Source organism: Ochrobactrum sp. 19YEA23 (genome assembly GCF_029909865.1).
Lineage (GTDB): Bacteria > Pseudomonadota > Alphaproteobacteria > Rhizobiales > Rhizobiaceae > Brucella > Brucella gambitense.
Genome location: NZ_JASAMQ010000004.1, coordinates 156,690 through 171,454, shown reverse-complemented (window position 1 = coordinate 171,454; position 14,765 = coordinate 156,690). Strand labels below are relative to the sequence as shown.

The window sequence follows — 14,765 nt, the reverse complement described above, 5'->3', positions numbered from 1 at the left end:
ATTGATGCTGCGTATGATTGTTATGGGCGTTTCGGGGTCCGGAAAGTCCACCGTCGGCGAGAAGATTGCCGCCGAATTGCAGTTGCCCTTTCTGGAAGGGGATTCGCTGCACCCAAAGGCCAATGTCGATAAAATGTCGGCGGGTATTCCGCTTCAGGATGAAGATCGCTGGCCTTGGCTGGACAAGATTGGTGAGCACCTTGCCGCAGCAAATGACGGCATTGTCGTTTCCTGTTCGGCGCTGAAAGCAGTCTATCGTGACCGTTTGCGCGCCGCTGCCGGAGCCCCGGTTATGATCATTTTTCTCGACGGCACTTTCGAAGTTCTCCACGAGCATATGGGCCACCGTACAGGCCATTTCATGCCGGTCGCCATGCTCGAAAGCCAGATTGCAACGCTGGAAAGCCCGGTGGGCGAGCCGCTTGTTTTCCGGGCCGACGTAGCCGACCCGATCGAGAAGATTGTGGAGGAAAGCCTCGCCTGGATCCGCGCTCAGAAGCTCTAGTTAAGCGGCCAGAAGAACATCAGTGTCGGCACGGTCACGATGGCGATGATGATGGAGAGTGGCAGTCCAAGGCGCGGATAATCGCTGAATTTGTAACCGCCCGGTCCCATGACCAGTGTGTTGCACTGATGGCCGATGGGGGTGAGGAAATCGCAGCCCGCGCCTATCGCCACAGCCATCAAAAAAGCTTCCGGCTTGAAACCAAGGCCGGAGGCGAAGCTGGTTGCAATCGGAGCCATGACCAGAACCGTTGCGGCATTGTTGAGAAACGGCGTCACCATCATTGCGGCGACGAGGATCAGCGCCAGCGCTCCGGCGGGCGGCAACTGGTGGCCTATTGAGGCGAGCGCTTCGGCTATCAGATCAGTGCCGCCTGTGGTTCTGAGTGCGTCCGACACCGGTATCAGCGCCGCCAACATCACCAGAATAGGCCCGTCAATCTCGTCATAAACTTCGTTGAGCGGGATGACCTTGAAAAGCAGCATCGCAACTGCGGCTGCGAAGAACGCCACGGCAACCGGTACGATGCTCAAAGCCGTCGCGCCAATGGCAACAATCAGAATTGCCAGCGGTATGAGGCTCTTGCGAACATTTCCAAGCATCAGCTTGCGCCGCGCCAAGGGCAAAAGCTCGAATTCCGGCAGGAAGGTGGATAGGCTGGCCTGTCTGCCCTGAAGCACCAATACATCGCCGAAGCGTAAGCGCACTTCGCTCAAGCGCTCGGTAATGCGTTCGCCGGGGCGGCTGACGGCGAGAAGATTGACGTCATAGCGCGCATAAAGTTCCAGCCGCTGGGCCGACAGATCGACAAGATGCGAATTCTTGCCGATGACAGCCTCCACCACCTCGATATCGGTCGAACCGCTTGTGTCGTTCGGATCGCGGTTTTCGGATAGCGTTAGCTTGCCGGCGCTGACGACTGTATCGAGCGCTTTCGGGTCGCCTTCCAGCATGACGATATCGTCTTCGACAAGCACGGTGTCCGGCAAGGGCGTGATGCGTCCTTCCTTGCGGATAATGGCCGTGACCATGGCTTCGCCTTCGGCTGGGCGGATGAGTTCTGATATCTGTTTGCCAACCATCGGAGAAGATTTAGAAACGCGCGCTTCCGAAGCGTAGTTCTTGATCTTGATTGCTTCGTTGAGAGAAACGTTTTCACGGGTACGCTGTGGCACCAGCCAGTAGAAGCAAACGAGATAGACAAGACCGACAGCTGCAAGCACCGCGCCGACCGGCGTGAAGTCGAACATGGTGAAAGGTTCGCCGACCATTTCGCCGCGAATGCGTGAAACGACGATGTTGGGCGAGGTGCCAACCTGCGTCATCAATCCGCCGAGCAGCGCGCCAAAGGCCATCGGCATCAGGAATGTCGAGGGCGAGACATTGGAGCGGCGGGCAAACTGAAAGGCGACCGGGATCATGATCGCCAGCGCGCCGACATTTTTCACGAAGGCGGAGAGCACCGTCACGATGGCGACCAGGACGGCCAACTGCAATCGAACGCTGTTCATTTCCGGCAGGAACCGCTGCACGGCGAGCTGCATCAAGCCGGAGCGAGCAACGCCCGCACTGACCACCAGTGCGCTGCCCACAATGATGACGATATCATCGCTAAAGCCAGTAAACGCTTTATCAAAGGGAACGACACCAACTGCGATGCCAAGCAAAAGCGCGCAAAGCGCCACGACGTCGTACCGAAACTTGCCCCAGATAAATGCCCCCATCATAAGTACGATCACAGCGAAGGATAGTATCTGTTGATGAGTCATTCAGTACGCGTTCCCAGAAATGAGAAAATTATTCCGTTTCTGTGTAACGCATAAAATTTCAAACGGAAATTGATTATTCAGGGTGGTGTAAATATCGCGCGCCGCAGAAAACAGGTGGCCTTGCGCTCTGGTTGCAGAGCGCAAGGCTGTTTCAATCAGTCGCCGATACGACGGCCATTCGCGTCGAAAAGATGCACGTTCTGCGCCGAAGCACCGACCTTCACAACTTCATCAATCGTGTGGCTGGAACGACCGGCCACGCGGAAGACCAGCGGTTTGCCGTCAGAAAGCGAGCCATGAATGAAGCTTTCCGCGCCGACCAGCTCAATCGCATCGATGCGCACATCGGCATTGAAACCGTCTGCTGCCGGTTCTCCGGCTTCAAGAATGCGCATGTCTTCCGGACGCACACCCAGCGTGAACGTGCCCGACGGGACGCTGATGGCGCTTCCCGGCTGCCAGAGCGTGCTTGCACCACCTTCGAGCAGGTTCATCGACGGAGAGCCGATGAAGGTTGCCACAAAGGTCGAGGCAGGCTTCTCGTAAAGCTCGATAGGCGTGCCGACCTGCTCGATATTTCCGGCATTCAGCACCACGAGACGATCAGCCATGGTCATGGCTTCCATCTGGTCGTGGGTCACATAAACACTGGTCGTGCCGAGAGAACGTTGCAAACGCTTGATCTCGACGCGCATCTGCACACGCAGCTTGGCATCAAGATTGGAAAGCGGTTCATCGAACAGGAACGCAGCTGGTTCGCGCACGATGGCGCGGCCCATGGCGACACGCTGGCGCTGGCCACCCGAAAGCTGGCGTGGCCTGCGGTCGAGGAACTGCTCGATCTCCAGCGCCTTGGCTGCTTTGCCGATACGGCGTTCGATTTCGTCTTTCGGTGTTTTACGGTTTTTCAGGCCATAAGCGAGGTTGTCGCGCACCGTCATATGCGGATAGAGCGCATAGTTCTGAAACACCATGGCGATGTCGCGCTCTGCTGGTTCGACATCGTTGACCACCCGGTCGCCAATGGCAATCGTGCCGCCGGTGATGCTTTCTAGACCGGCGATCATGCGCAGCAGCGTGGACTTGCCGCAGCCCGATGGGCCAACCAGAACGACGAATTCACCGTCCTGAATATCCAGTGAAACGCCTTTGATGACTTCAATACCGCCGCCATAGCTCTTGCGGACATTATCAAGAACGATCTTGCTCATTATTTTTCCGTTTCCACGAGACCTTTGACGAACCAGCGCTGCATCAGCACGACAACGAGGATCGGCGGGATGATGGCCAGAATTGCCGTTACCATGACATAGTTCCACGGGGTGGAAGCGTCAGCCCAATCGACCATGCGGCGCAGGCCGATGATGATAGTGTTCATTTTCGCATCATTGGTAACGAGCAGAGGCCAGAGATACTGGGTCCATCCGTAAATGAAGAGAATGACGAAGAGCGCCGCGATATTCGTCTTCGATAGGGGCAAGAGGATGTCGCGCATGAAGCGGAACGGTCCTGCATTGTCGATACGGGCGGCTTCAACCAGCTCTCCCGGAATGGTGAGGAAGAACTGCCGGAACAGGAATGTCGCCGTCGCCGATGCCATCAGGGGCAGTGTCAGCCCCGCATAGGTATCGATCAGACCAAGATCGACGATGACCTTGTAGGTGGGCAGAATGCGTACTTCGACCGGCAGCATCAGCGTCACAAAAATCATCCAGAAGAAGAACATGCGCAGCGGAAAGCGGAAGAAGACAATCGCGAAGGCCGACATGAACGAGATGATGATCTTGCCGACGGCAATCGCCATTGCCACGACAAACGAGTTCCACAACAGCCTTTCAAGGCTGACGCCGACAACGCGCTCCACACCGCCGAATATGGCTTCGTTGTAGTTCTCGACAAGATGATTGCCGGGCAGGAGCGAGATTGGCGGACGGATGATTTCCGACGAACTCATCGTCGAGGCGACGAAGGTGTAATAAATCGGAAAGGCGACGATGATGATCCCGATGATCAGGATCAGGTGGCCGATCAGATTGGAGATGGGGCGTTTTTCGATCATGGCCGCCTCGCTCAAGAATAATGCACGCGCTTCTCAACGAAGCGGAACTGGAAGGCAGTCAGGGCGATGACGATGGCCATCAGGATGACCGACTGGGCTGATGACGAGCCGAGGTTCAGATTGACGAAGCCGTCATTGTAAACCTTGTAGACCAGCGTTTCCGTGGCCTTGGCAGGGCCACCCCCCGTGACGGCGTGGATGATGCCGAACGTGTCGAAAAAGGCATAGGTCGTGTTGACCACCAGCAGGAAGAACGAGGTGGGGGCCAGCAACGGAAACACGATGGTCCAGAAGCGCCGCGCACCGCGCGCGCCGTCAATGGCCGCTGCTTCGATTAACGACTTAGGAATTGCCTGCAAGCCTGCGACAAAAAACAGGAAATTGTAGGAAATCTGTTTCCATGCAGCGGCGAAAACAACGAGGCCCATGGCCTGATTGCCGTCGAGAAGCGGATCCCAAGCTACGCCGTTGCGGCGCAGGATATAGGCAAGTGTGCCCATGGCCGGGTTGAACATGAACAGCCAGAGCATACCGGCGACGGCAGGCGCCACGGCATAGGGCCAGATCAACAACGTACGATAAAGGGTCTTGCCGCGAATGACGCGGTCGGCTGCGGTTGCCAGCAACAGGGCAGCGCCCATGGCCACAAAAGCCGTCAGGACGTTGAAGACAATCGTGACCCTGAGGGAATGCAGATAATTCGGGTCCGAAAGAACAGCACTGAAATTTGCCAGTCCCACGAAGATGGATTTCAGGCCGAATGCGTCTTCACGCATGAAGGACTGATAGATGGCCTGACTGGCGGGCCAGAAGAAGAATACCAGCGTCAATGCAATCTGCGGCGCCAGCAGGAAATAGGGTAAAATCTTGTTGGGGAACGTGACTTTCTGCACGGGCGATTTCCTTGCAGGAAACAAAGCCGCCCACTCGATTATGAGCAGGCGGCATTGCTTGATTTAAAACTTATTGCGCGGCTGCGATCGCTTCGTTTCCGCGCTTGACGGCGTTTTCGAGCGCGGTCTTCGCGTCCTGCTTGCCGCCGAGCATGGCTTCGAACTCTTCGTTCAGGATATCACGCACCTGCGGCAGGTTGACGAGACGCACGCCCTTGGAATTTTCGGTCGGCTCCTTGCCCATCATCTGAAGGATCGGCGTTTCGCGACCCGGATTCTTTTCATAAAAATCCGACTTCTTGGTTTCTTCATAGGCAGCCAGCGTTACCGGCAGATAACCGGACTTCTCATGCAGCTTGACCTGAATCTTGGTCTGCGACAGGAAGTTGAAGAACTGTGCAATGCCCTTGTACTGATCATCGCTGAGACCAGCGAAAACCCAGAGCGCCGCACCGCCGGGGATGGTGTTCTGCGGGCCGTGACCTTCATAATAAGGCAACTGGCCGATACCGTAATTGATGCCGGATTTGACCACATCGCCGAGACCGCCGGACGATTCCGTCAGCATCGCGCATTCACCGGACGTGAAGAGCTGCTTTGCTTCCGAGGTGCGTCCGCCATAGCGGAATGCGCCATCCTTGGCGAGATCGGCAATCGACTGGAAATGCTGGATGTAAAGCGGGGAGTTGATTTCCAGCTTCACATCGGTGCCGCCGAGGCCGTTTTCGTTGGTGCCGTAAGGAACGTTGTTCCAGGCTGCGAAGTTTTCGGTCTGGATCCAGGTCAGCCAGGTCGAGGTGAAGCCGCACGGGGCAGCACCGCTCGTCTTGATTTTCTTGGCCGCTTCAAACACTTCAGGCCAGGTCTTTGGCGGGTTGTTTTCATCCAGGCCAGCCTTCTTGAAGGCATCCTTGTTGTAATAGAGGATCGGCGACGAGGAATTGTACGGGAAGGACAGCATCGTGCCGTCCGGCTTGGAATAATAGGCGACGATACCCGGCAGATATTGCGACTTGTCGAACTTGAAACCGCCCTTTTCCAGCACTTCGGCTGCCGGAACCACAGCGCCTTCAGCGCCCATCATCACGCCGCTGCCCGCGTCGAAGACCTGAAGAATTGCCGGCGGCTGCTTGGAACGGAACGCGGCGATGCCTGCATTCAACGTTTCAGGGTAGCTGCCCTTGTAAACCGGGACGATCTTGTAATCGCTCTGGCTTTCATTGAACTCCTTGGTGAGTTCGTTGATCATTTCGTTATTGGCGCCGGTCATGCCGTGCCACCAGGACAATTCGGTCTGGGCAAATGCCTGAGAACCGATGGAAAGAGCAAGAACGCCTGTGAGCGCGGAAGTCGTGATCAGACGGGTAAGCATGTTTCCTCCTCATGCTGAGTGGCTGCATTCAGGCTTAGCCGATCCCGGCGTGTCCGCTTTGCGCAACCCTGTTTTTATGTAGCGCTTATATGAATGCAATTTTTTGTGAAGGATCAACCTTCGATTTTCCCAATGCCAGAGTAAACTCGAAAATAGTAGCTCTAAAAAAGAAAAAAATCGAAAGCTACGCGAAAAATTGTGAAGGGCTGTGGATTATTTCGGGGCTCGACACTGAAGACGAGGCGGTCAGTCAACCGTAACGGAGACTGACGCCGCTGTCTTGCGCGAAAAAGAAAGGAGGCCCTGGAAAGCCTCCTCGACACCATATTCAGATACAAAACTGGTTCGGCGGCTTACGCGCCCCAGGTGCGTTCAAGCACGTCGATCCAGTTTTTATGGGCGAGTTTGACGATGGAAGCGTCGTCATAACCATGCTTGCGGAACGTCTCGATTACACGCTGAAGGTCGGCGACGCTGTGCAGGCTGTTCGAGATCGTTGTGCCGTCAAAATCCGAACCAAGGGCGAGGTGGTCGATGCCGATGCGGTTGACGATATAGTCCGCATGGCGCACGAGTTCGTTCAGATCGGTATTCGGGTCGCGTCTGCCATCCTCGCGCAGGAAGCCAACGCCGAAATTCAGGCCGACAAGACCGCCAGTATCGCGGATAGCGTCGAGCTGCCGGTCAGTCAGATTGCGGCTCTGCTGACAAAGCGCATGGGCGTTGGAATGTGATGCAACCAGCGGTGCATCGGACAGTGCTGCGATATCCCAGAACCCTTTTTCATTCATATGGGACAGATCGACCATGACCTTCAATTCATTGCAGGCGCGGATAAGCGCCTTGCCGTGATCGGTCAGGCCGGGTCCGATATCCGGCGATGAAGGAAAGCGGAAGGGAATGCCGTGCGCAAAAATATTAGGGCGGCTCCAGACGGGGCCCAGCGTTCTCAGGCCCGCAGCATGCAGAACATAAAGCGCGTCGAGGCTCTCATCGAAAGCTTCCACGCCTTCAATGTGAAAGACGGAAGCGAAAATGCCATTGGCAAAAGCATCGCGAATGTCTGCTGCCGTCCGGCAGATGCGCACTTGTCCTTCCGACTTGCGTTCGATGTTTTGCAGGATTGCCGCCATGCCCAGCGTCGCCTTCATGGCGTCCGGCTGGCTTGGCGTCGGCAGATTGCCATCGGTATCCAGTTCTCGGGCGGGGGACGGAACATAAACCGCGCATAGTCCACCGCCCAGGCCGCCTTTGCGGGCACGGGGCAGGTCGATATGGCCGACGTCCTCACCTTCAAGAAACCGCTTTTCCGGTGCAGGCTTGTTGGAAGACCACAAGCGCAGCAGAACGTCATTGTGCCCATCGAATACCGGAATCAGTTGGTCTGTCGCCATCTTGGGAGTTTTCCTTCACGCTGATCGTTCAGTTCATGGGGGTAGTGGACCCGCAGAAAGCAAATTGCAAACGAGTTTTCTGCAACATGTGTCGCATGTGACGCTGTCTGGCGGTCTTGCGTGGACAAGAGAATCCGCATTATCTGCGATCCGGCCACAATCACACGGAATGCCGCCCCCGATGTTTCTTGAAAAAGCAAGCATTCGGCATCCTGGTTCGTGGAACAGCTCGGCGGCGGGGGAATGCGCGCGCAGAGAGCGTTGAAATGCAAGAGCTGTCTGACGGAGATTTTATGTCAATGCATGCAGACTGGAACGCTGCCTCGCAGGCCGCGAAGGTCTATTCGAGAAGCTGGGCGAAAGACGAGCCCGGTGGTGTAATTATCGGTTTTGATCTGGACGGGGTCAAATTTGCCTATGCAGGCGGGCTGGAAAGCCTCGCAACAGGTGTTCCGTTTACGGCCAACACCGTCGTGCGCTATGCTTCTATCACCAAGCATTTGTTCTGCGCGATGGTTCTCAGCCATAGTGATGTCATCAGCCTTGATGATCGCCTTGGCGACCATCTGCCGGAGTTGCAAAGCCCACTGGCCGATGTGACCGTGGGCCGCGCACTGGACATGACCGGCGGTCTGCCCGATACGCGCGAATGCCTGACGCTGCTTGGTCTTTCCGTCTATACGCAGACCGAAGCAAACCAGCTTCTGGATTTTCTGGCTTCGCTGACGCGGCTTAATTTCGAAGCAGGCAGCGAAATCTCCTATTCCAATACCGGCTATCGGCTGGTGGAAGCTGCGCTGGAACGCAAGGGTTTCCGTTTCCGCGATTTCATACAGTCCGAAGTTTCTGTGCCACTCGGTCTGTCACTCAGCACGCCCGACGTCTGGAGCGATCCGATACGGGGATTGGCGCCGGGTTACTGGCAGTCGGGTGACAAATGGCAATTGAGCGCCGCTGGCTTGCACCTTTCGGCTTCGGGCTGTCTGGTTGGCAGCGGCATGGCCTTGACCATATGGACGCAGGCGCTGCTGGAGGGCGAGGGCGCCTATAAGGGGCTGCTCGCCAATCTGTCAGCCGAGCGCAACCTGTCGAATGGACGTCCTACAGGCTATGGTCTGGGCCTGCGCTGGAACGGGATCGACGGCAAGGCATTTGTCGGACACGGCGGTTCGCATCCCGGCTACAAAAGCTATTTTCTGCTCGATCCGCAGGAGAAAAGCGGCATGGTTGTCGTCTCCAATCGGGAAGATGCCAACACGTATAAAATCGCACGGGACTGCATGGCCGCTCTATACGGCTTACAACTGCCCGATACCAGCTGCGCTATTCCCGATGGGCTTTACGTCGCCGAGACCGGCCCGCTATGGCTGGAAATGCGTAATGGCGTCGCAAACTGTCTCGATGCCGAAGACACTTTGTACAATGTAGGCGATGGCTGGTCTTCATCCCTTTCGGCCTCGTTGCCGATCAAGCTGCGCTGGACGGGCGAGGTGCTGGAAGGCGAAGTCGGCTATGCTCCGTGTCGTCTGATACCGGCATCGGTAACACCTGCCGGCAGAGAACTGGATGGCCACTGGCAGGCATCAACCTATGGCGCCAGTTTCGACATCAAGGACGGGCATGTGATTTCCGGCATCGGCCCGACGCGCCGAGCCATGCCACTGGAAGACATTGGCAATGGACGCGCGCTCTTCACGCTGCAGGATGGTCCGTGGACACGGCGCGTATGTTTGCACCAGCTCGATGATAATCGTCTCGAACTGGTTTTAAACCGCAGCCGCATTATGGAATATCAGCGGTAAAACAAGGCGATGTTTGGCGAAGACGCGGCGGAAGGGCGACCTTACCGCCGCGTCTTGCATTATGATAACCTCTTTTGAATTGATTCAGGTGTGAACGGAGTAAGCGATGCTGGAACGGATGATCGATCAGGGTGTAGGCCGCGAGCCTGCCGATATCGTGCTGAAGGGTGGCCGCTTCTTCGATCTCATCACCGGCGAACTCGTGGAAAGCGATGTTGCGATCTGCGGGGATCGCATTGTCGGCACGTTCGGCACCTATCAAGGCAAGCAGGAAATCGACATTACGGGACGCATTGTTGTTCCGGGTTTTATCGATACGCATCTGCATATCGAATCTTCGCATATCACACCGCATGAGTTTGACCGCTGTGTACTGCCGCAAGGTGTGACGACGGTGATCTGCGACCCGCATGAAATCGCCAATGTTCTGGGCGCGGAAGGCATCAAATACTTTCTGGATAGCGCGCTGGAAACCGTGATGGATATCCGTGTTCAGCTGTCGAGTTGTGTGCCCGCCACCCATATGGAAACGGCGGGTGCGGAACTGCTGATCGCTGATCTTCTGCCCTTTGCGGATCATCCGAAGGTGATCGGCCTGGCCGAATTCATGAATTTTCCAGGCGTTCTGGCCAAGGACCCTGAATGCATGGCGAAGCTGCAGGCTTTTCAGGGGCGGCACATTGATGGTCACGCGCCGTTGCTGCGCGGCAAGGACCTGAACGGCTACATCTCTGTCGGCATTCGCACCGAGCACGAGGCGACAAGCGCGGAAGAAGCGCTGGAGAAGATGCGCAAGGGCATGCATGTTCTGGTGCGCGAAGGTTCGGTCTCCAAGGACCTCAAGGCGCTGATGCCGATTATCACGGAGCGTCATGCGCAGTTTCTGGCGCTTTGCACCGACGACCGCAACCCATTGGATATCGCCGATCAGGGTCATCTTGATTATCTGATCCGCACCGCCATTGCCGGTGGCGTGTCCCCTTTGGCCATCTATCGTGCGGCCAGTGTTTCGGCAGCACGCGCTTTCGGTCTATTCGACCGTGGACTGGTGGCTCCGGGGCAGCGCGCCGATCTCGTCGTCATCGACAGTCTGGAAGGTTGCCATGCCGAGATCGTTTTGTCGGCTGGACGTGTGGTTTCGGAAGGCCTGTTTGCCCAGGCAAGACAATTGCCGAGGTGGGGCGCAACAGCGTGAAGGCGCAGCGCGTCGGTGCTGCCAGTTTCCGTTCGCATTCAAACAGCGGCAAGACGCGTGCCATCGGCATCATTCCCGGCAAGATCATCACCGAAAGTCTCGAATTCGAGCTTAAAGTCGGCCCGACGGGCGTTGAACCCGATCTTGAACAGGATGTCGTGAAAATCGCGGTGGTTGAGCGTCACGGCAAAAACGGAAACATCGCAACAGGCTTTGTGCATGGTTTTGGGCTGAAAGCTGGAGCGATTGCTTCTACCGTCAGCCATGACAGCCACAATATCTGTGTCGTCGGAGTGTCGGACGAGGATATCGCCGTCGCCGCTAACCGGCTTGGCGAAATCGAAGGGGGCTTCGTTGTCGTGCGGGATGGCAAGGTGCTGGCCGAGCTGCCTTTGCCGATTGCCGGGCTTATGAGCGACCAGCCTTACGAGGTGGTGCGCGAGGAGTTGCGCAAGCTGCGCCATGCAGCCGAGGAGCTGGGCTCTGTTCTCGAAGAACCGTTCCTGCAACTGGCGTTCGTCGCGCTGCCGGTGATTCCGCATCTGAAGATCACCGATCGCGGTCTGGTCGACGTGGACAAATTCGAATTTGTCGGCAACTGAGCGCAAGCTCAGTTTTGCTGGCGGGTCGTTGAGTTTGGTTTGAAACGAGGTCCAGAAAAGCAAAAATCCCGGACGAAGCCGGGATTTTGATAGGGCCTGCTGGAAACTGGAGCGGGCGAAGGGATTCGAACCCTCGACCCCAACCTTGGCAAGGTTGTGCTCTACCCCTGAGCTACACCCGCTCGCGCCAGTTTCGACCTGAAAACGTTTCCGAAGGAAGTCGTTTCCGTCAGGCAGGCGGTATATGGACTAAGGCTTTTCGGAATGCAACAGGGAAATTACAATAAAATGTCTATTTTCGGAGATTGTCCAAAGTTCCGTTCGGGTGGTTACAGCCGTGCAAGCCATGGTCTATAAGCCTGAACGGAACAATTTGAATATCGAATAGAAATGGGTGGAATCATGGCCTTGTCGCCGAAGGAGCTTCTCGATCATCTGCAAAACCTCGGCATCGAGGTGACAACCGTTGAACATCCGCCTTTGTTTACGGTTGCCGATTCTCAAGGGTTACGCGGCGAAATTCCCGGCGGGCACACGAAAAACCTGTTCCTGAAAGACAAGAAGGACAATTTCTTCCTCGTGACAGTGGAAGAAGATGCCGTGGTCGATCTGAAATCGATCCATCAGGTGATTGGTGCGGCAAGTCGCGTTTCGTTCGGCAAACCGGAGAAGCTGCTGGAATATCTGGGTGTCATTCCCGGATCAGTGACCGTCTTTGGCGCGATCAATGACCGTGACCACAATGTTCAGGTTATTATCGATGCCGATCTGATGAAATATGATGTCATTAACGGGCATCCGCTGACCAATGAAGCGACCACATCGATCCAGCGCGAAGACCTGATCACCTTCCTGAAATCGACTGGTCACGAACCGCGTATCCTCGCAGTATCAGAAGGTGCGAAGGCAGACGCAACGGTATAGACTACGCGTCTTGAAATCCGCCGGAACAGATACAAATTGATTGGCACGAACTGAAAGATCGACACCGGCTGTGATGCGGGGTGCATGAACGGGCCGGAAGATATGAGGAATATTCCATGACCAGCCAGAACAATCCTTACGCCAATGCGGGCGGCCAGATGACGGCAAATGTTTCTTTCGGTTCGGCACCGACGCCAGCGGGCGGATCGGATCTGATCAAGGATACGACGACAGCGGCATTTCAGACCGACGTTCTGACCGAATCGCGCCAGCAGCCGGTTCTTGTCGATTTCTGGGCCCCTTGGTGCGGACCCTGCAAGCAGCTGACGCCGGTCATCGAAAAGGTGGTCAAGGAAGCAGGCGGTGCGGTCAAGCTGGTCAAGATGAACATCGACGATCATCCGTCCATTCCGGGCCAGCTCGGCATTCAGTCCATTCCGGCTGTTATCGCCTTCGTCAATGGTCAGCCGGTTGACGGCTTCATGGGCGCATTGCCGGAATCGAAGGTGAAGGAATTCATCGCCAAGATCGGCGGCCCGAGCGATCAGGAAAACGCCATTGCCGAGGCGAGTACTGCCGCGCAGGAACTGCTTGAGTCCGGCGACTATGTGCAGGCTGGCGACATTTTCAATTCCATCCTTCAGGCCGCGCCCGACAATGTCGATGCGATTGTCGGTCTGGCATCCTGCGTTCTGGAATCGGGCGATGCGGAACAGGCGCGCGAAATTCTCGCCACCATTCCGGCCGACAAGCAGAATGCAGCCTCAGTGCGCGCGCTTGAAGCCAAGCTGGCCCTTGCCGATCAGGTCAAGCTGATTGGTGATCCGGTTGAACTGGAAAAGCGCCTTCAGGCCGATCCGCAAGATTATCAGGCGCGTTTCGATCTGGCGCAGGTGCGCAACGCGCAGGGCCGTCGCGAAGATGCTGCCAATGAACTGCTTACTATCATGAAGGCCGATCGCAGCTGGAACGAAGACGGCGCGCGTATGCAACTGCTCCAGTTCTTCGAAGCATGGGGCAATACGGACCCGGCGACGCTTTCGGCGCGCCGGAAATTGTCTTCGTTGCTGTTTTCATAAGCGAACAGAGCAGCGTGAAACAGGACTACCGGAATGCTGCGCGCAACAATTGCGTGGAGCGTTCCAAAGGAGGTTGCAATGCAAGTGGGTAATGCCCGTTACAGAACGGGTTCCGACATACCTGATCTGGTTCCGGTATTTCCGCTGAAAGGTGCCCTGCTTTTGCCCGGCGGCCAGCTTCCGTTGAACATATTCGAGCCGCGTTATCTGGCGATGATTGAAAGCGCACTCGCCGGCAAGCGGATCATCGGTATGATTCAGCCGCAGATTGACGACGAGGAAGACGACGACGAGATCGTCAACGAACTGGATGAAACCCTGCGTCCGCCACTGAGCAGTATCGGTTGTCTTGGCCGTATCACGACCTATGCGGAGACCGGCGATGGTCGATTGCTGATCACGCTTCAGGGTATTTGCCGCTTCCGTGTGAAGGAAGAGGTCAATTGCCGCCAGCCTTATCGCCAATGCCGCATCATGCCGTTTCTGACCGATCTGGAAGAAGTGCGCGATACGGCGGATATTGACCGTGAAGCTTTGCTGCGCGCCTTCCGGGATTATCTCGAAGCGCATAATCTGGAAGCCGACTGGGAGAGCATCGCCCGCGCCGGAAACGAAACGCTCGTCAATGCGCTGTCGATTATGTCGCCCTTTGGTCCTGCGGAAAAGCAGGCCCTGCTGGAGGCGCCCGACCTCAAAACACGCGCTGCGACGCTGATCGCCATCACGGAAATGGTGCTGGCGAGAGTGAAAGACGACGATTACGGATCGCGCCTGCAATGATCCGGAGGATATGAAATGGTGAATGAAACGACCGATACGGGCAGCATTGATGTGCGCCTTCTTGAGCTGCTTGTCTGCCCGCTGACCAAGGGTCCGCTGGAATATGACGCGGAGCATAGCGAGCTGATTTCGCGCAAGGCAAAGCTTGCCTATCCGGTGCGCGGCGGCATTCCCATCATGCTGCCATCTGAAGCCCGCACGCTCGTGGACTGACCGTCCCATCGGTTATTTAATTTCTGCACAGGCCCTGATCTTTTTCATAAGTTTCATGCCTGCTGATTGTTGCCTGCCACGCAACAGGGCTCTATAACCCTCCCGGAACTTTGAAAAACAATTTCGGAAGACGCCCGGTTTTTCGTGATTGTGCATTGAAAAACAGAGGCTTGGCATT

Annotated in this window: 12 protein-coding genes, 1 tRNA gene and 1 pseudogene; 7 read left to right on the top strand and 7 right to left on the bottom strand. The window is 56.3% G+C overall.

From position 1 onward, the window contains the following. Nucleotides 1–4 precede the first annotated feature (4 nt). On the top strand, nucleotides 5–505 hold the full coding sequence (locus tag QBD01_RS12360) for a gluconokinase (protein WP_280993046.1): 501 nt from the start codon (nucleotides 5–7) through the stop codon (nucleotides 503–505). On the opposite strand, the gene QBD01_RS12355 is transcribed toward QBD01_RS12360, so the two are convergent. From QBD01_RS12355 to QBD01_RS12330, 6 genes are all read right to left on the bottom strand, one after another. Further along, nucleotides 502–2,274 carry an SLC13 family permease gene (locus QBD01_RS12355; RefSeq protein ID WP_280993045.1) on the bottom strand — a complete coding sequence of 591 codons (1,773 nt, stop codon included), beginning with the start codon at nucleotides 2,272–2,274 and terminating at the stop codon, nucleotides 502–504. The genes QBD01_RS12360 and QBD01_RS12355 overlap by 4 nt on opposite strands. A gap of 155 nt (nucleotides 2,275–2,429) precedes the next feature. After that, entirely contained in the window at nucleotides 2,430–3,485 is a 1,056-nt protein-coding gene (locus QBD01_RS12350; RefSeq protein ID WP_280993044.1) for a sn-glycerol-3-phosphate import ATP-binding protein UgpC, read from the bottom strand. After that, a complete protein-coding gene (ugpE, locus tag QBD01_RS12345; protein WP_182519861.1) occupies nucleotides 3,485–4,333 on the bottom strand; it encodes a sn-glycerol-3-phosphate ABC transporter permease UgpE in 849 nt (282 codons plus the stop codon). Before ugpE ends, QBD01_RS12350 begins: the two co-directional genes overlap by 1 nt. A gap of 11 nt (nucleotides 4,334–4,344) precedes the next feature. Next, entirely contained in the window at nucleotides 4,345–5,226 is an 882-nt protein-coding gene (gene ugpA / locus QBD01_RS12340) for a sn-glycerol-3-phosphate ABC transporter permease UgpA (RefSeq protein WP_280993043.1), read from the bottom strand. A gap of 70 nt (nucleotides 5,227–5,296) precedes the next feature. Further along, entirely contained in the window at nucleotides 5,297–6,598 is a 1,302-nt protein-coding gene (gene ugpB, locus QBD01_RS12335) for a sn-glycerol-3-phosphate ABC transporter substrate-binding protein UgpB (protein ID WP_078336891.1), read from the bottom strand. A 353-nt stretch (nucleotides 6,599–6,951) separates the two neighbouring features. Then, nucleotides 6,952–7,992 (bottom strand): dipeptidase, encoded by a 1,041-nt coding sequence (locus tag QBD01_RS12330; RefSeq protein WP_280993042.1) that lies wholly within the window; start codon nucleotides 7,990–7,992, stop codon nucleotides 6,952–6,954. A gap of 293 nt (nucleotides 7,993–8,285) precedes the next feature. On the opposite strand from QBD01_RS12330, the gene QBD01_RS12325 reads away from it, so the two are divergent. After that, nucleotides 8,286–9,794 (top strand): serine hydrolase domain-containing protein, encoded by a 1,509-nt coding sequence (locus QBD01_RS12325; protein ID WP_280993041.1) that lies wholly within the window; start codon nucleotides 8,286–8,288, stop codon nucleotides 9,792–9,794. Between the two features lie 106 nt (nucleotides 9,795–9,900). Then, a pseudogene (gene ade, locus QBD01_RS12320) lies at nucleotides 9,901–11,591 on the top strand (adenine deaminase). A gap of 107 nt (nucleotides 11,592–11,698) precedes the next feature. On the opposite strand, the gene QBD01_RS12315 reads toward ade, so the two are convergent. Then, nucleotides 11,699–11,773 (bottom strand) — tRNA-Gly (locus tag QBD01_RS12315). 220 nt (nucleotides 11,774–11,993) lie between these two features. Between QBD01_RS12315 and QBD01_RS12310 the strand changes: the two genes are divergently transcribed. The 4 genes from QBD01_RS12310 to QBD01_RS12295 all read left to right on the top strand — a co-directional run bounded on the left by QBD01_RS12310 (nucleotide 11,994) and on the right by QBD01_RS12295 (nucleotide 14,587). Then, nucleotides 11,994–12,515, top strand: coding sequence for a prolyl-tRNA synthetase associated domain-containing protein (locus tag QBD01_RS12310; RefSeq protein WP_151590556.1), 522 nt, complete (start codon nucleotides 11,994–11,996; stop codon nucleotides 12,513–12,515). Nucleotides 12,516–12,631: 116 nt separating this feature from the next. Next, complete coding sequence (gene trxA / locus QBD01_RS12305; protein ID WP_280993040.1) at nucleotides 12,632–13,594, top strand: thioredoxin; 963 nt, start codon at nucleotides 12,632–12,634, stop codon at nucleotides 13,592–13,594. 78 nt (nucleotides 13,595–13,672) lie between these two features. Further along, nucleotides 13,673–14,374, top strand: a complete 702-nt coding sequence (locus QBD01_RS12300) for an LON peptidase substrate-binding domain-containing protein (protein ID WP_280993039.1) — start codon at nucleotides 13,673–13,675, stop codon at nucleotides 14,372–14,374. A 15-nt stretch (nucleotides 14,375–14,389) separates the two neighbouring features. Then, a complete protein-coding gene (locus tag QBD01_RS12295) occupies nucleotides 14,390–14,587 on the top strand; it encodes a Trm112 family protein (protein ID WP_210276438.1) in 198 nt (65 codons plus the stop codon). The last annotated feature ends 178 nt before the right edge of the window (nucleotides 14,588–14,765 follow it).